The 20471-nt window shown below is 46.2% G+C and carries 19 protein-coding genes and 1 tRNA gene; 8 read left to right on the top strand and 12 right to left on the bottom strand.

What is annotated here, in order from left to right:
- Positions 1 to 112: 112 nt before the first annotated feature.
- A complete protein-coding gene (locus H3H32_RS06275) occupies positions 113 to 979 on the top strand; it encodes a glycerophosphodiester phosphodiesterase family protein (protein ID WP_182461835.1) in 867 nt (288 codons plus the stop codon).
- A 135-nt stretch (positions 980 to 1114) separates the two neighbouring features.
- Entirely contained in the window at positions 1115 to 1498 is a 384-nt protein-coding gene (locus tag H3H32_RS06270) for a VOC family protein (RefSeq protein WP_182461833.1), read from the top strand.
- 72 nt (positions 1499 to 1570) lie between these two features.
- On the opposite strand, the gene H3H32_RS06265 is transcribed toward H3H32_RS06270, so the two are convergent.
- Positions 1571 to 1644, bottom strand: a tRNA-Arg gene (locus H3H32_RS06265).
- Between the two features lie 171 nt (positions 1645 to 1815).
- On the opposite strand from H3H32_RS06265, the gene H3H32_RS06260 reads away from it, so the two are divergent.
- Entirely contained in the window at positions 1816 to 2151 is a 336-nt protein-coding gene (locus H3H32_RS06260; protein ID WP_182461831.1) for a hypothetical protein, read from the top strand.
- 39 nt (positions 2152 to 2190) lie between these two features.
- Here H3H32_RS06260 and H3H32_RS06255 read toward each other — a convergent pair whose 3' ends face one another.
- Positions 2191 to 5079: a glycoside hydrolase family 9 protein gene (locus H3H32_RS06255; protein WP_182461830.1), complete on the bottom strand. Its 2889-nt coding sequence runs from the start codon at positions 5077 to 5079 to the stop codon at positions 2191 to 2193.
- A 303-nt stretch (positions 5080 to 5382) separates the two neighbouring features.
- Between H3H32_RS06255 and H3H32_RS37785 the strand changes: the two genes are divergently transcribed.
- Together H3H32_RS37785 and H3H32_RS06250 are read left to right on the top strand one after the other, a co-directional pair.
- On the top strand, positions 5383 to 5511 hold the full coding sequence (locus tag H3H32_RS37785) for a hypothetical protein (RefSeq protein ID WP_256432974.1): 129 nt from the start codon (positions 5383 to 5385) through the stop codon (positions 5509 to 5511).
- Between the two features lie 55 nt (positions 5512 to 5566).
- Complete coding sequence (locus H3H32_RS06250; RefSeq protein WP_220472607.1) at positions 5567 to 7417, top strand: beta-L-arabinofuranosidase domain-containing protein; 1851 nt, start codon at positions 5567 to 5569, stop codon at positions 7415 to 7417.
- A gap of 356 nt (positions 7418 to 7773) precedes the next feature.
- Here H3H32_RS06250 and H3H32_RS06245 read toward each other — a convergent pair whose 3' ends face one another.
- Positions 7774 to 8130, bottom strand: coding sequence for a nuclear transport factor 2 family protein (locus tag H3H32_RS06245; RefSeq protein WP_182461828.1), 357 nt, complete (start codon positions 8128 to 8130; stop codon positions 7774 to 7776).
- Positions 8131 to 8541: 411 nt separating this feature from the next.
- Between H3H32_RS06245 and H3H32_RS06240 the strand changes: the two genes are divergently transcribed.
- Positions 8542 to 10986: a TonB-dependent receptor gene (locus H3H32_RS06240; RefSeq protein ID WP_182461827.1), complete on the top strand. Its 2445-nt coding sequence runs from the start codon at positions 8542 to 8544 to the stop codon at positions 10984 to 10986.
- Positions 10987 to 11129: 143 nt separating this feature from the next.
- On the opposite strand, the gene H3H32_RS06235 is transcribed toward H3H32_RS06240, so the two are convergent.
- From H3H32_RS06235 to H3H32_RS06215, 5 genes are all read right to left on the bottom strand, one after another.
- Positions 11130 to 11801: a TetR/AcrR family transcriptional regulator gene (locus H3H32_RS06235; RefSeq protein WP_182461825.1), complete on the bottom strand. Its 672-nt coding sequence runs from the start codon at positions 11799 to 11801 to the stop codon at positions 11130 to 11132.
- 158 nt (positions 11802 to 11959) lie between these two features.
- Complete coding sequence (locus H3H32_RS06230) at positions 11960 to 12133, bottom strand: hypothetical protein (RefSeq protein WP_182461823.1); 174 nt, start codon at positions 12131 to 12133, stop codon at positions 11960 to 11962.
- Positions 12134 to 12325: 192 nt separating this feature from the next.
- Positions 12326 to 12523 (bottom strand): hypothetical protein, encoded by a 198-nt coding sequence (locus H3H32_RS06225; RefSeq protein ID WP_182461822.1) that lies wholly within the window; start codon positions 12521 to 12523, stop codon positions 12326 to 12328.
- A gap of 43 nt (positions 12524 to 12566) precedes the next feature.
- Positions 12567 to 12905: a hypothetical protein gene (locus H3H32_RS06220; protein ID WP_182461820.1), complete on the bottom strand. Its 339-nt coding sequence runs from the start codon at positions 12903 to 12905 to the stop codon at positions 12567 to 12569.
- A 788-nt stretch (positions 12906 to 13693) separates the two neighbouring features.
- The gene (locus tag H3H32_RS06215) at positions 13694 to 14062 is read right to left on the bottom strand and encodes a hypothetical protein (RefSeq protein WP_182461818.1); all 369 of its coding nucleotides are present in this window, start codon (positions 14060 to 14062) and stop codon (positions 13694 to 13696) included.
- A gap of 526 nt (positions 14063 to 14588) precedes the next feature.
- Between H3H32_RS06215 and H3H32_RS06210 the strand changes: the two genes are divergently transcribed.
- Positions 14589 to 14768 (top strand): hypothetical protein, encoded by a 180-nt coding sequence (locus H3H32_RS06210; RefSeq protein WP_182461816.1) that lies wholly within the window; start codon positions 14589 to 14591, stop codon positions 14766 to 14768.
- Between the two features lie 294 nt (positions 14769 to 15062).
- Here H3H32_RS06210 and H3H32_RS06205 read toward each other — a convergent pair whose 3' ends face one another.
- Both H3H32_RS06205 and H3H32_RS06200 read right to left on the bottom strand, forming a co-directional pair.
- A complete protein-coding gene (locus H3H32_RS06205; protein WP_182461815.1) occupies positions 15063 to 15299 on the bottom strand; it encodes a hypothetical protein in 237 nt (78 codons plus the stop codon).
- Between the two features lie 304 nt (positions 15300 to 15603).
- Positions 15604 to 16851: a DUF819 family protein gene (locus H3H32_RS06200; RefSeq protein WP_182461813.1), complete on the bottom strand. Its 1248-nt coding sequence runs from the start codon at positions 16849 to 16851 to the stop codon at positions 15604 to 15606.
- A 170-nt stretch (positions 16852 to 17021) separates the two neighbouring features.
- Here H3H32_RS06200 and H3H32_RS06195 point away from each other — a divergent pair, with 170 nt between their 5' ends.
- Complete coding sequence (locus tag H3H32_RS06195; protein WP_182461811.1) at positions 17022 to 18050, top strand: LacI family DNA-binding transcriptional regulator; 1029 nt, start codon at positions 17022 to 17024, stop codon at positions 18048 to 18050.
- 122 nt (positions 18051 to 18172) lie between these two features.
- Here H3H32_RS06195 and H3H32_RS06190 read toward each other — a convergent pair whose 3' ends face one another.
- Together H3H32_RS06190 and H3H32_RS06185 are read right to left on the bottom strand one after the other, a co-directional pair.
- Positions 18173 to 18304, bottom strand: a complete 132-nt coding sequence (locus tag H3H32_RS06190) for a RagB/SusD family nutrient uptake outer membrane protein (protein ID WP_220472606.1) — start codon at positions 18302 to 18304, stop codon at positions 18173 to 18175.
- 47 nt (positions 18305 to 18351) lie between these two features.
- Entirely contained in the window at positions 18352 to 20430 is a 2079-nt protein-coding gene (locus tag H3H32_RS06185; RefSeq protein ID WP_182461809.1) for a SusC/RagA family TonB-linked outer membrane protein, read from the bottom strand.
- Between the last annotated feature and the right edge of the window lie 41 nt (positions 20431 to 20471).

The following is a 20471-nucleotide window of genomic DNA, read 5'->3' as shown; positions in this document are numbered from 1 at the left end:
TTGTAGCGTGGACTTTAGTCCGCGTAGCCGAAGGCTAAAATAAGACTCGAAATAATTAGCCTTCGGCTACGCGGACTAAAGTCCACGCTACAAAACAAAAAAAGTAAACACCATGAAAATCAAGCTACTACTAAGCCTATTACTATTTAACCACGTTTTGCTGGCTCAATCTAAATTTGACAGACAGGGGCATCGGGGCGCCAGAGGATTGATGCCGGAGAATACGATTCCGGCGATGAAAAAAGCCATGGATCTTGGCGTTCAAACGCTGGAAATGGACGCCGTAATTTCGGCAGATAAGCAGGTGGTGGTTTCGCATGACACCTACATGTCGGCAGATTTTGTGCTAAAGCCGGATGGCACACCAGTTACCGCCGACGAGCAAAAAAACGTCAATCTGTATAAGCTGACTTATGCCGAGATAAAGACGTTTGACGTGGGCAGCAAGCCACATCCTCAATTTGCTCAGCAGCAGAAATTCAAGGCGTACAAACCGCTCCTTTCCGAACTGATCGACTCGGTGGAAACCTATGCAAAAGCAAAGGGGGTGCCTCTGCCGATGTACAATATTGAGATCAAATCAGCCCCGGCAGGAGACGGAATCGCTCACCCTGAACCGAAAGAATTTGTCGATCTGGTATTGGCGGTATGCCAAAAGAAGCAGTTAGGTAAGCGCCTGACCATCCAGTCGTTTGACGTCCGACCTCTGCAATTGATTCATCAGCAATTTCCGGATGTCGCTCTTTCCTACCTGACAGCCAACGCCAAAACGCTAGACGAAAACCTAGCTATTCTGGGCTTCAAACCCCGTACGTACAGTCCCTATTACAAAACAGTAACCCCTGACATGGTGAAAACCTGCCACCAGCAAGGCATGCTGATAATTCCCTGGACAGTTAACACCAAAGCAGAGATAGAAAGTCTTCAACAAGTAGGTGTGGATGGTATCATTTCAGATTACCCCAATCTGTTCAAGTAAGCTAAGAATCAAATACACAAAAATGCCCGATCAACGCTGAATCGGGCATTTTTGTGTTCATCAAATAACTACTGACATAAGGCTGTCAGTGAAGCGTGTTTGTTTTGCGACGATAAATAAACACGCTCCTACAACATGAATTTTTCCTCCATCCGGATTATTACCGCCGATATCAAGCGACTGATTGACTTCTATCAACAAATCACTCGTCAACCATTGACCCAGTACACGGCTGATTTCGCCGAATTACGTACTGATACAGCAACTTTGGCTATTGGCAGTACAAACACGTTGGCTCTTTTTGGGGGTGCCAAAGTTACCCAATCCACTCAAAATCAGTCCGTTATTATTGAGTTCCGCGTTGATGACGTTGACGCCGAATATAACCGTCTAGCTACGTTTATTGGTGACAGCCTGGTTCAGCCCCCAACAACTATGCCCTGGGGAAACCGTTCACTCCTCTTCCGGGACCCAGATGGGAATCTGGTTAATTTCTTTACACCAGGCGTAGTAATCTGAGTATCTAAAACTTATTGCCCCTTAAACAAAATCAGCTGGTCAGCAATAAAGCCAACCAGCTGATTTCCATTGTGATCCCGATTGGATTCGAACCAATGACCGCCTTCTTAGAAGGAAGATGCTCTATCCAGCTGAGCTACGGGACCGTCTTTGAAGCCGCAAAACTACGCCGATTACGACTGTTTTGCAAAAAACAGCCCATCAATGTTTGTCGTATACCATGATTTCAGCTAAGAGAAGGTGATTTCAGGCTAATAACATTTAGTCTATGTTGACGGTTAGGTACACATTAGCTCCCTTGATCTCACTACAAACACATGGCCAATCAATCCGAAAATCTGAAGATTATCTTTTTTGAATCTGCATCTGAAGACAAACCGAGCAAGGTGGTGGCCGATGGCTATTTCAGCTTTGTTCCTACGTTTAAAGAAGGCGATACTATCAACATGACCCTGGCCCGACGAGAAGCCAGCAACACGACGGTCCATAATCCAATCGGTCATAAAACGCACCGGGTCGATAAAATGGATTGGGTAATGATGGTCGATGAACGGTCGAAAAATGCATTGGCAACGCTTGTTGTGTCTATTTCGAAAATTGATCTTGTCGACAAAGTTGCCGATACGCCTGCCCTCACGGCTACGCACGGCTAATAGTCATCTGCTGCCTATTCGTTATTTCAGTTGTGTTTGTCAGTTGCCGAAATTGAGTTTGCCTCCGTTTACGTAGGTAATCTGCCCCTTCAAATCCAGTTTTTTGGCATTTACGGTCGCGTTGATCGTAATGGTGTGATTTTGTTGAATAACCACACGATCTGTACTCGATGGGATTCGCCCGCAGGCCCAGGTAAAGGGATCATTCCAGTTTCCGGATTTAACACTGGTAACCATATCGGTATAGCACATTGTTTGCGCGAGTAGTCGCAAATAAGCGCCCTGTGAGTAGATGGCTGGCTCATTCAGTTGCCAGGAATTTTCGGGATAACTGGTATTCCAGGCTTTGTACGATTTCTGAATCGGCTGGTTTTGCGGTGGACTTATAACTGGCCCTGAGTAATTCGCATCGGGCGCGTAGGTTGGATTGGCGCCCCCCATCAGATAGGCGGGTGGTGGGTTAAAATCAAATACGGTTCCATCACCAAACCAGGAATGATACATCGTCGGAGCCGAAAATTCACCTCCGTAAGCGCTCATATTGGTTAGGTAACAATAGGCCGTTGGATTCACGCCATGCAGGTAATGAATAAAACCCATGCCCGCATCTCGGTAGTTGGTTTTGTTGGCAGCATCCTGATTGTAGGTATTCATCGAGAAAAACATATTGCCTTGATGGGCTTTTGTTTCATTGCTTCCCCAGGTGTAATTATCATTTTTTAGAAACGCCCGATACGCATCGGATTGATTCAGATAACTAGGGAGATTGTCGCTGTTATTAGTTTTCAGACTAGCCGTATAAGCTGATAAAATCGCGTTTTTAACGCTGGTAGTGGCACCTGGCGCACGGGCATAATACAGCAACGCATCCTGATAGGTGGCTTCGAATGGAAAAGCAAAACCCCATTGTATTAGGTGAATCTGGCTGTAATTCGCATCAAAAAACGTCTTGTACGTATTATCGCCAGTGAGCACATATAGGAAAGCGGCTGCCGCTACTCGTCGTGCCATACGGTCATTATCGGTATAGGTAGCTGCTACACTTTCAAAACCTGTATTGTTAAAGAGAACCGCCGGGTTGCTGTTCGCCCAGTTGAACGCATTGATCGCTGCCGTTTGTAGGGTACTACCATACGTTTGCATCTGTGGGCTACTAAGCGACTTGAACTGAATGGCCGCCAGCGCAAATACAGCGGCCCCGGTAGCCGTAGCATCGGTACTGGCCGCTCCATACCGTCGAACGTTCGTATCGGCACTAGGCGGTGACGTTGCATTAAAGCTCGTTACCGAAACTTTATGCAGCAACGAACCATTCGGTTGTTGCATACGGCGCAGCCAGTCTAGCTCCCATTTCACTTCGTCTAACAAATCAGGAATTCCGTTCCCCGATTCGGGTATATTAAAATCATCTGTCCAGGCAACAGGATTTTCCTGATAAGCCAGCAACATATCAACCAGGGGGCCGTACGTAAAGGGCACATATTTGTTGTAATCGCCCGCATCAAACCAGCCGCCCTGTAAATCCAGCGAGGTCGATGCAGCGGTGTTGGTCACCAGCCGACAATCCTTATCCTGTTGAGTCCCCAGAAAAGCAGCGCCATCCGTCCAGGGAGCCTGTGCATAAGGTGTTTGCTTCGCGAAACCACTCCGTTGATAAAAAAATACGCGGGCTGCCTGCTTCAACACGGGCTGATATACTGTGTTGCTAATCTCAAAATCGTAGGAGCGCTTCCGCTGAAGTGAATCGTACACGTAATACTGACCTGACTCCTGAACAGCCGAGAAATCGAACCACCACGCCTTGTCGCCCGATTGTGTGTGGGTTGCTCCCCCACCCCATACCGTTGGCGCTCCCCGTAAAACAACGGCATTCGTACTTGATTTTCGGATTTGATAATAGCTCGATGGGGTAAAGGTTTCAGACGCATTGTACCCCGTTTGAGGACCACTGATAACGGCAACTTTCTTAGCAAGAGGCAAGTAGCCGAACTGATCGACTTTCAGGTGATTATCAAACTCGGGATAGCTGGTTAATTGGTATCCTTTCACGAAACTCCAGATCGTTTGGGCCACATTGAACAGTGAACTCCAGCCATGCGTAGCATCTTTCGTCATGAGCAAAACAACCTTTTTTCCCGACCCACAAAAAGTAAGCGAATCGACATTGGGGTTAAAGGCCGTTGTTGTGTACGAACTCCAGTTGTTACAATTCAGACCAGAGTAATTCGACAGTGGCCAGACATAGGCGGGTGTCTTTGGATAGGGAATAATCGGTGGATCGACCGTAGGGTCTCCTTTGCTGTGGATATGCAGAACGGGAACAGGCATATAGGTATTCGCCGAAAAGTACGTGTTCAAATAGGCATCATTTCCCCACAAACTAGCCGCAACGGGTGCAAAAGCCGCGATTTTGTTAGGCAGCGTCATACTCAAAAAGTAGCACATATAGCCTCCACCCGAATGTCCGGTAACATACACCCGATTTCGGTTGATGCGATACTTTTGCGCGAAATAGTCGATCAGATCGGAGGTAAACAGAACATCATCAGGCGCATTCGGGTCAGGTGGATTGGGGCCGTTTGTATCGCCTGCCTTCCCAAATCCGGGAGCGGTATCGGCATATTTATTGAATTGAATACTGCCCCCAACGTTTACAGCATCGGGGTAAGCAACAATGAAATTCTGAGTATTAGCTACGGCATCGAGTCCTGCATAAGCTTGAAAACCAGCGCCTGTTCCGCCATCGCCATGATACCCAATCACGAGGGCAAGGTTGTCTTTAGGAATATTGGTTGGTAAGTGGAACGAAAAGGTCCGGGTTCTGCCACCTGAAGTGAGACTACCGGTACCATTAACCGGCGCTTGTGCCCGTCCTGCATGAACAACTAAAATGCTTATTACCCAACCGAGTATCCTGATCCCCCTCATACCAATACTTTATTTACAAAAAATAAAAATCACAAACACACGTCGCCCATAAATAAGCAAATTGAAAAATCAGCCAACTTATTCAGTCATTTTTCTTGTGAACGGTCATTAAAACGATTCTAGGTCAGACATATATCAATGATTCAGGATTGTACTCATTTTATTCGGTAAATGGCCAATTCAACTATCCACTTAGGTATGGCCAATTTTCAGGTTCATTCAGTAGTATCGTCTGCTTATATCGCTTTACTGATTCTCGGTATACCTCTTAGTAGAAACAATTAACTCTGGTTTTACCCGCTTATGCGTCTATCTCTGTTGTGTCTGATTGGTCTGTTGATTGCCATTCAGGTGAGTACTCAAGCTCAGCCGATCAGTAAGGCACCCCCCCTCGCGAACGTATCTCAACAACCGAAGTCCGCTTCGCCCTAACCCATATATTGAACTACCACTTGGGGCGATTAAAGCACAGGGTTGGCTGCACGAAATGCTTATTCGGCAAAAAGAGGGTGCTTCGGGGCGTCTCGATGAGCTGTATCCATCGGTTATGGGTAAGCGCAATGGCTGGCTCGGTGGCGATGGCGATCAATGGGAGCGCGGACCGTATTGGATTGATGGTCTGTTGCCCCTGGCCTATCTACTGGACGACAAAGAGTTGATTGCCAAGACAAAACCCTGGGTAGAATGGGCCATCAATAGTCAGCAGCCCAATGGCTACTTTGGGCCATTGAAAGATTACCCGCATGAAGCCGGTTTACAACGCGATAATTGTCAGGACTGGTGGCCCAAAATGGTGATGCTCAAAATTCTGAAGCAATACCACTCGGCTACCGGTGACCCTCGGGTTATTAAGCTGATGACCAACTACTTCAAGTATCAGCTACAGCAATTACCCAAGTTTCCGCTCGATCATTGGACGTTTTGGGCACGTTACCGGGCTGGCGATAACCTGATGGTTGTTTACTGGCTCTACAACCAGACCGGCGATGCGTTTCTGCTCAAACTGGCGGATTTGCTTCACAAACAAACCTTCGATTATACAAATGGATTTCTGCATACCGACATGCTCTCGCAACCCGGAAGCATTCACTGTGTCAACCTGGCTCAGGGTATCAAAGAACCCTTGATTTACTACCAGCAACATACAGAACCTAAGTATGTGGAAGCCGTAACAAAGGGCCTGGCCGACATCCGTCATTACAACGGCATGGCGCATGGGTTGTACGGCGGAGACGAAGCACTTCATGGCAATAACCCTACGCAAGGATCGGAGTTGTGTACGGCGGTGGAAATGATGTTTAGTCTGGAAAGTATGATAGGCATTACGGGTAATGTTTCGTTTGCCGATCAGTTAGAGAAAATTGCCTTCAATGCGTTACCGGCTCAGGTTAGCGACGATTTCATGGAGCGTCAGTATTTCCAGCAGGCGAATCAGGTGATGCTTACCCGGCATACCCGCAATTTCGATCAGAATCACGGCGGCACCGATGCCTGTATCGGCTTGCTGACGGGTTACCCCTGCTGTACGTCCAACATGCATCAGGGCTGGCCAAAGTTTACGCAGAGCCTTTGGTACGCCACCACCGACCAAGGCTTAGCGGCTCTGGTTTATTCGCCTAGCCAGGTGAAAGCCTATGTTGCAGGAGGCCAGGAAGTGACGTTCACGGAAGAAACGACCTACCCTTTCGATGAACGCATTCGATTTACACTCATGACAGGAAAGGCCTTAAATCCGATCAAATTTCCTTTCCACTTGCGAATTCCAGCCTGGTGCAAACAGGCGACTGTTTTGGTAAACGGCCAGCCATTTAAAACATCGGCAGGGAATCAGATTGTGGTTATCAATCGTACCTGGAAGTCTGGTGACGTGGTTGAATTACGTTTACCCATGCACGTTTTCAAAAACCAGTGGCACGAGAATTCCATTTCGGTGGAGCGTGGCCCGTTGACCTACGCGCTAAAAATGGGCGAGGAATGGAAAACGGTACAAAACGATAAAGACCCCATTGCGTATGGAAATCAGTATACCGAGGTGCGCCCCACCACTCCCTGGAATTATGGATTAATCGATGTATCGGATACGAAACTGCCCCAAACGGCAAAGGTGACCAAGAAAGAGTCCGTAGCGAGTTATCCCTGGAATCTTGACAATGCCCCCTCTGAAATTCGGCTGACAGCCAAACGTATCCCATTCTGGCAGCTTTACAGTGAGATGACTGGCCCAATTCCCTTTAGTCCCATTTATACCCTGAAAGCCGAACCACAAGAAGAGATTATTTTAGTACCCTACGGTTGCACAACCCTCCGAATCGCTCAATTTCCAGTCATTCAAAACTAGATGAGCTGCTTGTTGTACACCAAAGCGAGACTCAGTGCGGTCGCCATAGCAGCCAACGAGCTGTGCTATAACTTAGCATACAGTATACATATCTTTTTGAGCATGTTTGAAACTCCGTTAGGAGTGACCTGTTAATAGAAAACAGAGGATTGGCCATAACCTCAAGCGCCGTAGGTGCGACCCATGTACCAAGAATTAGGTCGCACCTACGGCGCTTCGGGCTCTTACTAAACGACAATAACTATTGACAGGACGCCCTTACAGGGCTAGTTAGACTATGTCAGAGATGTTATATACGCAATAAATAACTTAGCCTGACGGCTCACTGAAGTATCACTTCGGTGTACAACTTATTTTCAAACCTTCCTGATATCCATTCGGCGGATCAACCCATCGTCAATTTGGTAGACGTGTTGTATCATCTCATCACCCAAAAGCGTTCCTGATAAATCTTTAATAACCTGATGGACATCAACAACAACCTGCCCCGTTGGATCGGTTTCGCAATGTACCGGTTCGACCCGCGGGTTTATTTCTGCCCATTGACGGGTCCAGTAATCGCGCACAGCCTCGTGGCCAATTACGCGGCCACCCTCCCAGCCATTTGGCCAATCTACATCGGGATGCATATTGGCAAGAACTTCATCAATGGCGCGCGCATTAAAAGCGGCATAAGTCGTCACTAATAGAATACGGGGATCAACTTTCGACATAGAAAAAGGGGCTTATTTCGCCTGTAAAGGTCTTCTTCTCACCCGTTTATGCTTGTCAGTTTAAGTTGAGAATAAATCGGAATTAAGATAGGTAGCGACCTGTTCAAAAGTCCTGAATAAAATTTACAAGAATTCTGTAACGCCGGGCGCGTTCAGTCGTCTTTGTCATAGAAGTACGCTTAGGGAGCATGCTTGTCGTTACGATCGAGCCATCGTCTCAACAAAAAATAGAGCGATTGGCAACTTATTTTAACGAAGGATGCAACATACGTAGGCGAACTTCCATCTTTAATTCAGAATTAACGGGCCAGCGCAAAACCGGATTACGCTCTCCGTTACTTATCCAAATTTAACCTCTGCTTCTATAGCTGCTCAATTCTAACAAGTTCCTCCTACTGACTTTACTTTTCAATGAAACATATTTTCACGCTGCTCTTGCTTGGCGTTGGGATGGCTAGTGCCCTTGCTCAAGCGCTTAATTCCGGAAAGCTCACTGGCTCATTAACCGATTCAACAACAACAAAAGCCGTTCCTTTCGCCACAGTGGCCCTTATGGATGGCACGAAACTGATTACGGGTACTACTTCCGATGGTGCAGGCACTTTCCTATTATCTAATTTACCCTTGGGTAGTTACCGGGTTGTTGTATCGTTTGTAGGGTACCGAACCAAAAGCCTTCCGGTTTCACTCACGGCGGAGACTCCATCTGTACAACTAGGCTCTATTCTGATTGCTGCCGAGGGAAAAACGTTGGGCGAAGTAACCGTAGCTGGCCAAAAAGCTATTGTTGAAGACAAAGGTGACCGGTTGGTCTACAATGCCGAAAAAGACATTTCGAATGCAGGAGGCACAGCCGCCGATGTTCTTCGAAAAGTACCAACCCTGAGCGTTGATTTAGATGGGAATGTTCAGATGCGCGGCAATGGCAACATTAAGGTGCTTATTAACGGAAAACCATCAGCAATGATGGCGCGAAATCTGGCCGACGCGCTACGTCAGATGCCTGCGAATGTCATTAAATCGATTGAAGTGATTACCAGCCCAGGCGCTAAGTACGATGCCGAAGGTTCGGCTGGGGTGATCAACATTATTACGAAGAAAGCGCTTCAGGGGTTCAATGGATCGGCATCGGTAACGGCCGGTAATTTAAACCGGGGCGTGGGGACCAATCTAAATTTGAGGAAAAAGAAATTCGGTCTGACGCTCTCGGCCAATGGCTATCAATTTCGCAATCAACGCGAAAGCCAATCTGTCCGGACAACATTAATGCCCAGTAGCGACGGACCAAGCCAACCGCTGAGTATCCTCACCCAAAACAGCGCAGCCGACAATACAGGAACAGGTGGTTACGGCGAAATGAGCGTTGATTACGATCCAGACTCCACTAATCACATCAACTTTGCCGCCAATGTATGGGGAGGCCGTTATCCGAATAACAGTAGCGTACAGAATCGGCTCACGAGCCCGACGGGAGTTGAACTGCAAGCGTTTCGGAACGACATTAAATTTGTGAACCCTTATGGCAATGGCCAGCTTGATCTGGGCTATACCAAATCGTTTAAAAAGCCGGGGCAGGAGTTTTCCCTGTTAACCCAATTCAGCCTGATGCCCGATAACTATTTTTACGACACTGATCGGTATTCAACTTCGGAGTCGCTGATTTATCGTCAGCATAGCAGCAACTATAGCCAGAACAAAGAATATACGTTCCAAACCGACTATACCCATCCGTTTACGGTAAATGGGCGAAAGGATACCACCTCTATCAAGCTTGAAATCGGGGCTAAGGGCATCCTGCGCGACATTAGCAGTGAATATCGGCTTACGCAGTCGATGGATGGGATAAGCCCGTTAATAGTCGACTCCACCCAATCGAACGATTTTAATTATACCCAACGGATCTATTCAGGCTATACCGCCTTACGGATCGACACCAAGCGGAAGTGGAATCTGAATGCCGGAGCCCGTTTTGAACACACGGATATCAAGGGTGATTTTCTAACGACGCAAACCAAATTGGCTAGCCAATACACAAACCTGATTCCGAGCATTACCTTATCCAAAAGCATCAAGACGCACACCTTGAAGATCAGTTATACCCAACGGATACAGCGACCAATGGTCTGGTATTTAAATCCCTGGCTCAATCAAAGTGATCCAAAAAATATCCAGACAGGGAATCCCTACCTTAATCCCGAACTAAGTCACGCCACCGAACTGTCGTACAATGTCAGTACCAAGCAGGGGCTTTCCCTGAACTCAGCACTGTACTGGCGACAAACCAACAATGCGATTGATTACATTTCAACGGTTGATGCCGCCGGAATTTCGACCAGTAAGCCGCAAAACATTGCCCAGCGTAAAGCCATGGGGCTAAATGTCAATCTAAGCAGTCAACCAGTTAAAAACTGGAACCTGAATGGCGGTGGCGATATTCGCTACGTGGATCTGTTTAGTCCAGCCTTAAATCAGGGCAATAATGGTGTGGTCTGGAGTATCAATATGAACACCAGCTACAAGCTCGGTCAAAGTTATACGCTACAGGCAAATGGCAATTATAGCTCTGGCTGGATTAGCTTACAGGGCACCAATACTGGCTTTTACTGGCACAGTATATCTGCCAAACGGGAATTCATGAACAAGCAGGCTAGCCTGACATTAGGATTGAATAATCCCTTCATTCGGGGTATAAGCCAAACCAGTCGGCAATCAGCGCCAACCTTTGAATCGGAATCTAATTTTTACATGATTCGTCGTTCGGTGCGGCTCACCTTTGAATGGCGATTTGGGCAGATGAGTGCGAATGGCGGCAAGAAAGGCAAGAAAATCAGTAACGATGATAAAGATGGACGGTAGGTCTTTAAGGCTTTATCCACTCTCAAATTGCCCTCAGGCAGCTCAACTCGACTAACAACAAGGGCGCTAACTTATCTGAAGTTAGCGCCCTTGTTATCATATACCAATTGCGGTAAAAATCGAAAATTACCTGTCGGTAGGCATTAGGCCCACTGATCTTCAACGGCATTCAGCACTTGACTGTCTAACGTTATTTTATCCGAATCCATCGATAACTTGTTAATCGCGGTATAGAGCAGTTTAACGGCCTCTTCGATCCGATTCCAATCCTGTTCATTTCGCAGATCAAGGCCAATTACTGAGCTATTATTTTGAGCCATGATGGTTAAATAAGACATGCCAGCCAGCATGACTGCTGATATAGCCTGACTATCAGCCCCCTGCACAAAAGAAAGTTGGTCCACTAATCGCGTGAGTTCTTCATCCACCGTTTGGCTAATGACATCAGCCCTTGGATTAGAGTCTGAAAGCGTGGCTTTGAGTAACTCCCGCGCTGGTCCAGAGGATCGTAAAGAGCGATAGGTTTGAATGACCTGTCGATACCAAATCCCGGCTAATTCTGATTTTTTCAGGGGACGAATATGGTCAAGAACCTGGGGCGTAAATGTCGGAAAGAATTGATCCGTTTTCAGATAATGCACTATAAGGCCTTCCACGCTGCCAAAATAACGGTAGATAAGTGTTTTACTAACACCAGCTCGTTGAGCAATTCGATTCAGGACTACGCCTTGCCAGCCAAAGTCATTGATTTCATCTTCTAAAGCAATTACAATTCGCTGAATTGTTTGAGTACGGTTCTTGGGAGGACTTTCCATACTTACTGAGTGAGTGTTTATGTGATTGGGAGGGATAAATACATCTGAGATTCTGGTAAAGTATCGGCCAAACCGAACGTTGCATGCACACTATGTTCCTCTGGCTTCCAGCGCTTTTTCTGTCAGTTCAGGAAATGAACCCCCTTAGTCGTTACTCATTAAAACAAACCTTGCCAGTGAAGAGATAGGTATCTAGCATTTGCCATTTGCTCCAGAACGTTTTTGAAGTTGAAGCGAATTGCCTGATCGATTAAATCACATTGATTGAATTGATCTCTTAATGCAGCGAACTTAAGACAAAGAGAAGCCACTAAATGATAGGCAAGGTCCATAGTGGTACCTGGGGGATGAGAGCCACAAAAATCTACCGCTCACACTTGGTCTACCACGGGAAAAATACCCTTTTTTTGGGGGAAATTTCCCGTATTACAAGTTGAGCAACACGGAATGGCTCCTAAACGTAAGAGAAGATATATCAAGCGTGTATAAGCAGAAGTCAGGACAGTAAACCACTCCATTGACAACTACAGTGATTTTGTCTGAACAGCGCAGTTGTTAAAAACGGCAAAAGCCTCTTCCTTACGGTCGAAGCTTTTGAGTAACAAAGAGGAAGGTCGCTTGAACTTTTTCAAAGCTACAAACCGATTCACAGTCTGCTGTTCAAATGTTGTGAATGCCCCTAATTGGATGGTGAGTAGCGTAAGTTTGTGTGTTAAGGCCACAAATAAACCCTAAGAAATGGGGAGCTTTGCCGACAAGCAAATATCAATTTAACGCATACTGAAGCGATGCTTTTCGAATAGGTGTATGCAATGGGCTTTTTACCAATAATGGCACAATGGTTTCCCAATGCAGATATAAGAACCAGTGTAGCGGCAAATCAGTTTTTTCAAACTGTTCCAATGCATCAACCAGTACTTTTGTGTTTTGCAGAATGAATCCAGTCTGAAGTACAAATTTTAGGGTATACTGGATTGTCTGCAATTCAGGCCTGGTGAATTCTTCTCCCCACCCGCGAGGTAAGATTCCGGGTAGTACAATCTGTGGAGACATGAGTGTTCTAATGTACTCTTTCAGTAGATCAACGTTGATATGCCGTTCCATGTATAGTAGTAAATGGGTTAATCAACAAATGACCATAATCTTGCCAAAATCGTAGTTTGATAGCTCAAAATCTATTATTCGGTCATACGAAGTAAAAAGTCAGCTAAATAGTCAATATTTTTTTGTGAATAGAATATTTTTATTCACGAAATAGCGGATTTTATTTACAAAGAGCAAGATTGAAGTTAATATCCTCTAAGAAAAAAACTTGCCAGACACGTCATTTCCAACAGTTGTAATTGTCATAAAACAGGCCTGATGATCGTTAGCAATACTTAATACAGCATTTTTCAGCAAACAGGCTATCCCCGATCAGTAATTGTCCCCAGCGCCAAAGGTGATGAAATTCATGGTCTTCTCATCAGGTTCATCTGGTAAAGATGAATGGTTACCCTATTAGATAAGGTCGACAAGTTAACTCTATATAGCCTGTCAAAACCAGCGTTTGCTGCTGCCATAAATCGACTAGTACTTTACCAAACTAGATTCTATTGATTCTATCGGATTCTATTGCGGACATTCTACTGATAATCAATAGCTAAACCATCAATTAGAATCAACCGCGCGGGCGAACTCGAGAATCTCCAGAATCTAAATTGGAAGAGTACTAGTAAGAACGCCTTTTGTCTAGGAGAGCACGTAAGCAGTTCCAGCATCATTAGTCGAAAAATAGTAAGGACACTCAACAGAAAAGCCCCAACCAATGGAAGGAGCTTTTCTGTTGAGTTTATGTCAAACTTCGGGTACCACAAGGCAAGTTTTTTAACCTTTCTGGCGCTCTGCAATTATTAGGCAGGCTGATACCAATGCCAACCCTGATAGGGTAGTTTAGTACTATAAGTAGTTGGATAACTGTCGCCTAAATCAGGATAGAGGTCCAGAATGAAAACTACTTCGCGCCAGTAATCATACAAAAACCAGTGCAAATCCATTGGAACCGACTCATGGATTTCTTCGAAGGCGGAAATCATAGCCCTATCCTGAAGCGGATGAGCCTTTCGAATCACAAATTTTAGTCCCGAGTAAATAGCATTCAACTCGGATCGACTGAACTCAACACCCCATTTTCGGGGTGGAGTACCGGGAAAGACTACGTCCGTTGCAATGAACGTTTTGATGTATTCTTTCACTAAGTGTACATTTTTGGGAGAGGACATATTGAGAATTAGTTGGATTGTACAAAATCTTACCAAAACCCTGCCAAAACCCCATTTTTCAGCACGAATGACCCAAAAAACACCATGAATTTATTTTGCAACAAAATACTGTATATCTGATATTTACTCCTTTTAATCAATGATAAACAAAGGCTTATCGTTTATATTAGATCGACCACATATTATCATCCAAAGGAATTATCCTTTTAGCGATTAAAGTCTGGCTATAAGCCGATTAATGCTTTATAAGATAACAGGACATTGTGACTGCCAATTGACATTAGGTAAAAAAATCAGGCTTATCTACAAGGGATTCCGCTGAATGCCGGCTCCAAACTGTGTTACGATTCACCGTGATGTCTTCCCTAACCGTGGTACGGCGTTGAACCAGCGTTCAGCAAAAGTCCTAATAAAAGATTTTGAATTGCTTCAGTTGGTGTTTAGTCTGGATGTCGTTACTTTAACGCAACCGAGTACGACAAATGAACTCAGTAATCCATTTCAGAAAACCTTAAACTGTTGTTTTATGGACATCAATCAGGTCGAATTAACGCTGAAATTTACAATTGAAGTTGATCAGGCGATATTGAGTAAACTGACCCAAGGTCTAGCCGAACAATACACTCGGTTGATAGCCGAAGAGTTGGCTAAGGACGGTGCTGATGTTGAGCGTACCTCTTATAGAATCAGCTTTGGGAAAGGTTAAGAATAAGCCCATGCCTTCTGCAGCTACCTTCCCTAAACAGCGAATAAGGTTTCAGCTAATAATCACGTATCCTCCAAGCAATCTGGTTTAGAGGCTACGCAACTATTTTCCCTCAATGGCTTTAAGCAGATTTAGTTGACGTTAACAGGCCCAGTGTTGTGCAGCAGAGCGAAGCGACAAAACTGCCACCACTAAAAAGAGGACTCTTATGCGTATAGAGCGAATAGACGCAAAAAATGATTAATATGAGAGCGACAAGCAGAAAAAGCCCGCTCAAGATTCGAATGAAGAGTTTCATGAAACGAGCGTTAGATTGTTATCGGCACCGATGTGGTAAAAGCGCTTTCCGCAGGCAGTACAGTGATAGGCTCGATAAGGAAGTCGTCGGAGTATTTGGGGACGCCGAGCACGATCAGGATGTGGATTGCCACATTTGGGACAATCGCTTTTAAAACGAAATGTTTGGATGAGGTAGTTACCTAAAAGCACGAAGCCGCCGAAAGCCAGCAAGGCTAGTATTTTAAGTTTCATAAAGCATGAGTTACGATGACAAAAAGTGCCTCTCCGCAATGGAAAAGCCATTTTCAGATCGCAAGTTAATATTAATAAAATTTAGTAAACATATTAAGCGTAATTTTTATAGAATAGTAACTAATCGGTAGGTAACCATAAAAAATCCCGGCTAGAATCATAGCCGGGATTTGGCATCAAGAAGAATCTACTGCGTGAGCGTCGGACACGGTACACTAGTGCGGGCTAAAGCTGTTCCGAGAGACTACATTGGACGAGTACTAGAAATCTACGGACAAACAAGCTACTGAACTAAATACATATGCTACATCATCAAACGCATCAGCCAGCCCGTAATCAACCCACCATATACGCCTAATACGTGGCTCAGCACTGCCAGCAATACACCTACGGGAGCCAGGGCCGGATGGAAAACCGAGGCTACAGCTGGCGCTGTCGATACGCCACCAATGTTTGCCTGACTCCCAACTGCCACAAAGAAATAGGGCGCTTTGATCATGCGAGCCGTCACTAACATAAACAGAACGTGAATAAGCATCCAGATAACTGCCACTAAGAACAAGCCCATATTCCCGCCCAGGTTGGAGAGGTCGAGCCGCATGCCGATGGTCATAATCAGGAAGTAGACAAATAACGTAGCCAGATCGGTGGTGCCGAGTTTTTCGAGTTTGCGCAATGGGGTGAATGAGAGAATGATGCCAAGCGACGTTGACAGAATAACGACCCAAAGAAAATTAGACGTGAATGGGTCTAAACCGTAGGCGGTTAATGACGCCTTGTATGGTTGCAAAGTGGTTGATATTCCGTAGGCCAGAGCGTGTGCCAAGGCTCCACCCCCGAAACCTAGTGCCAGAATCGTGCTTAAATCCAGTAAATTGGCTGGCCGATCGGCTTCTTCTTTATAAGCCAGAATTCGCTGTTTTACTTCCTCAATGGAGCTGTTATCGGCGTGGAGCCACTCATCAATTTTATCCCGATAAGCAGCTCCCCAAATTAGGCAGGCCGTCCAACTCGTTGATACAACCGCGTCGACGACCAGAATAATGGCAAACAACGCTTCGCTGCATCCATAAATCTCCTTCAAGGCCAACTGACTGCTGCTGCCGCCAATCCAGCTCCCCGAAATGGTTACCAGGCCCTTCCAGTATTCGTTGGCAATGGCTTGCTCCCGAAATCCGGGTATCAGCCACATGACTATAACGAAAGCGATTGGGGCTCCTACGATAATTCCTATCGTTCCAGATAAGAACGTGATCAGCGCTTTTTTGCCCAGTCGCATAATCGAACGCAAGTCGGCAGTGGAGGTGAGTAATACTAAAGCGGCAGGCAACAGGTAGTTTGTTGACAATTTATAAAGACTTGATTGCTCGCCCGAAATAATGCCTAAGCTATTCATCGTAGCCGGAAAAATGTAACACAGCAGCAAGGCCGGAACATAGGTGTAGGCCCGAACCCAGAAGGGGTGGGCCGACTGCGATGTTTTGAAAATCAGGGTCAGTACAACTAGAAAAATGCCTAAAATAATTGCGTCGTTGGTGATTAGTGGCTGCATCAATATATTCGTAGCGATTAACTCAAAGGGTTGAATATAAATTATTTATAAACCCTAACGACAGCTACTGATTTTTCCAGGCCGAAATAGTAGTATGGGTAGCCAGGCTGGCGCTTTGAAAATGTAGCCATTAAGCTGTAATCGCTTGGGTAGGGATAATTATTAGGCGAATGAAAACCACAACTATAAAAGATATTGCACTGGCGTTAAATATCTCGACATCAACGGTGTCGAGGGCGTTGCGGGACAGTTCGGAGATTGGTATTGAGACGAAAAGAAAGGTGTTAGAACTGGCTCATCAGCTGGACTATAACCCTAATCCGGTGGCCTTGAGCCTACTTAACAGCCAGAGTCACGATATTGGTGTAATTGTGCCGGAAATCTCCAATCCCTTCTTTGCTATCGCTATTGCGGGTATTGAAGATGTTGCCTTTGCGCAGGGCTATCACGTTGTGATTTACCAAAGTCATGAAGATTACGAGCGGGAGGTGTTGAATGTAAAACACATTGCCAATCGAAAAAAGGATGGACTTTTAGTATCAATTGCCACAGAAACGAAAGATTATTCACATTTCAAAAGCTTGCATGAGCGCGGATTTCCTATCGTCTTTTTTGACCGAATCTGCGAAGAAATCGATACGCACAAGGTACTGGTCGATGATTTTGAAGGCGCTTACATGGCTACCGAACATCTGATAAAACAGGGTTGTGAGCGTATTGCTCATCTTTCAGGACCGGAACACCTGCTAATCAGCCGACGGCGATTGCATGGCTATCGGGCTGCTTTGCTGGATTATGGAAAACCCATTAACGATGACTGGGTAATGGCGTCGCCCTACAATGCCAATAATTCATTGGAGGTTGCCCGTACATTATTGGCCAAACCGGACCGGCCTGATGGGATTTTTGCCTCCAGCGACAACATTGCCATTGGCTGTCATGCCGCTATTGTGGAAGCAGGCTTATCGATGCCCGACGAAATCGCCTTGATTGGGTTTTCGGATTTGCCGATCTCTGCCCTGTTGAATCCACCCCTCAGTTCGGTGTCGCAGCCTGCGTTCGAAATGGGCCGTTCTGCCGCCGAACTATTAATTAACCTGATCAAAAATCCGGGCAAATACACAACGCCAATCAGTAACGTATTGAAAACGAGTCTGATGGCCCGAAAATCATCATTGCGAAAGGGAGCTGTAAAATAAATGCAGCATTTACCCCGGCCGTGGCTACGAGGGAAACCGCCACTGGCATAAAAATCAACCCTGCTCACGTTAGTAGTAACTACACAAATAAGCAGGGTGAAAACAATCCGCTTAACCTGTACTTATTTCAATGGGTCGAAAGCACCGCCCCAGGTGTTATTCTGAATCAGTTTGGGGTTGTTATCGATAGCCGTTTGTGGAATAGCGAAGAAATAATACTCTGGTTTCCAGGCGACATCATACTTCGTATCCAATTGCTTGAACGTAATCGTAAAGTAGTCTGTATACGCCTTGTCCAGACTTACATTGCCGCGCTTGGTGGCATCGCCCCCATGAAACCAATCGAACCGCGCAGTTTCAGGTAGTCGATTCCGCGAACATTATTTTTGAAGAAAGGCTCCTCCGAAATTACCCAACCCGCCGAGAACGAAGGGAACAAGCCCCAGCGATATTCAGGTGCGAAATTGGTCGACGCATCGTAGCGAATGGCGCTTTCGAACAGGTACTTATTCGCATAGCTGTAGTTAATACGACCGGCGTACGACAGAAAGCCTGTCTCCGTTTCGGTTTCTGAGGTTGTCTGCGTGCCTGTTGCATAACGCATGTTGTCCAGCCCATCAACAATAACCCCTTCGGCCATTGCCGCTACCTGATCGGCGTGCGTTTCGGCCTGCTCGAAGAAGGCGATGGCCGTTATCTGATGTTTCCCAAACTGACGATCGTAATTCAGGTACCCATTGAACTGATAGGCATCAATGTAGCCGGGATTGATCCGAACCCGATCGCCATTATTCAGCAGGGTTGTTTTGATTACATCACCACCGTAAATGTGTTTGTGGTCGCCCAGCATCGAGAAACTATACACATTGTATTTTGTACCGTACTGTTTACCAAAGCTGTTATCGAACGTGCGACTGTAAAGTACACGGGCTTTCAGACCTTTTACCCCCGGAATGGCGTATTCCAGATTGGCCGTTACGTTGAAGCCTGTTGTTTTGGTTTGTGTATAGTTGTTCGAATTCTGAACCTCGAAGAAGTTAAAGGCATCGATGGTGTTGGTGTTGCTCGAATTTGAGAGTAAAACCGGCAGCCCATTCACGTAAGGCGGATTAAACTGCGACGTGTAAAGCAGACTCTTCATGTCGTTTTCTGGATTTTCGCCCCCTTGTTTCAGGAAATACATTTTCTTGTTACCGAGGTAGCTACTTAAGGAGATAGCCGCTTTCAGGCCCTTGGTCACCTGCATATCGGCGCTGGCCCGGAACGTCCATTTGCTATTATTGATGTTATCGAAGTTGGCGTCCTGCGCATTGTACGAAACCCCAGCGAAATAGGTCGCCTTCTCGTTACCACCGCTCACATTCAGAGCGTGCCGTTGAACCGTCGAAGGTTTCCAGGCTGTACGAAGCCAGTCCGTATTATGATCTTTAAAGTACGCTAGTTCGTCAGGTGTATAAATGAGGGGATCGGTAGCCAGTTTACCAGCGGCATAGTTCATGTCGTTCAGGTAAGTAGCCTGCTGTACCCCATTCATCATCGTGGGCAACGTAGCATCCGAAATACCGGTTGAGCCGCTATAACTAAACTTTGGCGCTCCCACTTTTCCACGCTTGGTGGCTACGACAATGACACCCTGGTTGGAGCGAGCGCCATAAATAGCGGCAGCGGCATCTTTCAGAACCGAAATCTGATCTACCTCCGATACATCAAGTGCATTGAAATCGTCGGCTGACCGGACAACGTTGTCAATAACATAGAGCGGTTGCAGCGTTCCTCCATCTTTCGACAAAATAATTGGGTTCCGAACCGTAATCACGGCATTATCGCCGGGTCGGCTGGTACCACCTGTAACCCCAACACCCGGCAGTTGCCCCGCCAAAACCGCCGACAGGTTATTCACCGGAAGATCCTGAACTGACTTCATATCAACCGTAGCCACTGCCCCAGTTAGGCTGGCTTTTTTCTGCGTACCGTAGCCAACCACCACCACTTCGCCCAGGGCAGCGGCATCCTCTTCGAGCTGCACCGTCAAGCCATTCTTACCACCAACTGGAACCTCCTGTGTTTTGAAGCCAATGTAGCTGAAAATCAGGGTTTCGTTTCCGGTGGGAAGGTTCAGGCGAAACATCCCTTTTATGTCTGTAATTGTTCCGGTTTTGGTTCCCTTAATCAAAACGTTTACGCCCGGCAACGGCTCACCTTTACCGTCTTTAACGGTCCCGGTAATATTTTCCAGCGGGGCTTTTGTTGGAGCCACGATTCCGAGCAGGCGATTTCCCTTTTCGGCGTAAACCTCCTCCGTTACCCCTCCCAGAAGTAGCGCACAGACCAGTTTTACAGCACCGGTGAGCAGTTTTTGTGTTCGTAAAGACGATAACATGCGTGTGTGATTAAGGATAAGATTGGTATTAAGCAGGATGG

Source organism: Spirosoma foliorum (assembly GCF_014117325.1).
In the GTDB taxonomy this organism is placed as follows: Bacteria; Bacteroidota; Bacteroidia; order Cytophagales; family Spirosomataceae; genus Spirosoma; species Spirosoma foliorum.
This window is presented reverse-complemented; position numbering and strand designations above follow the sequence as displayed.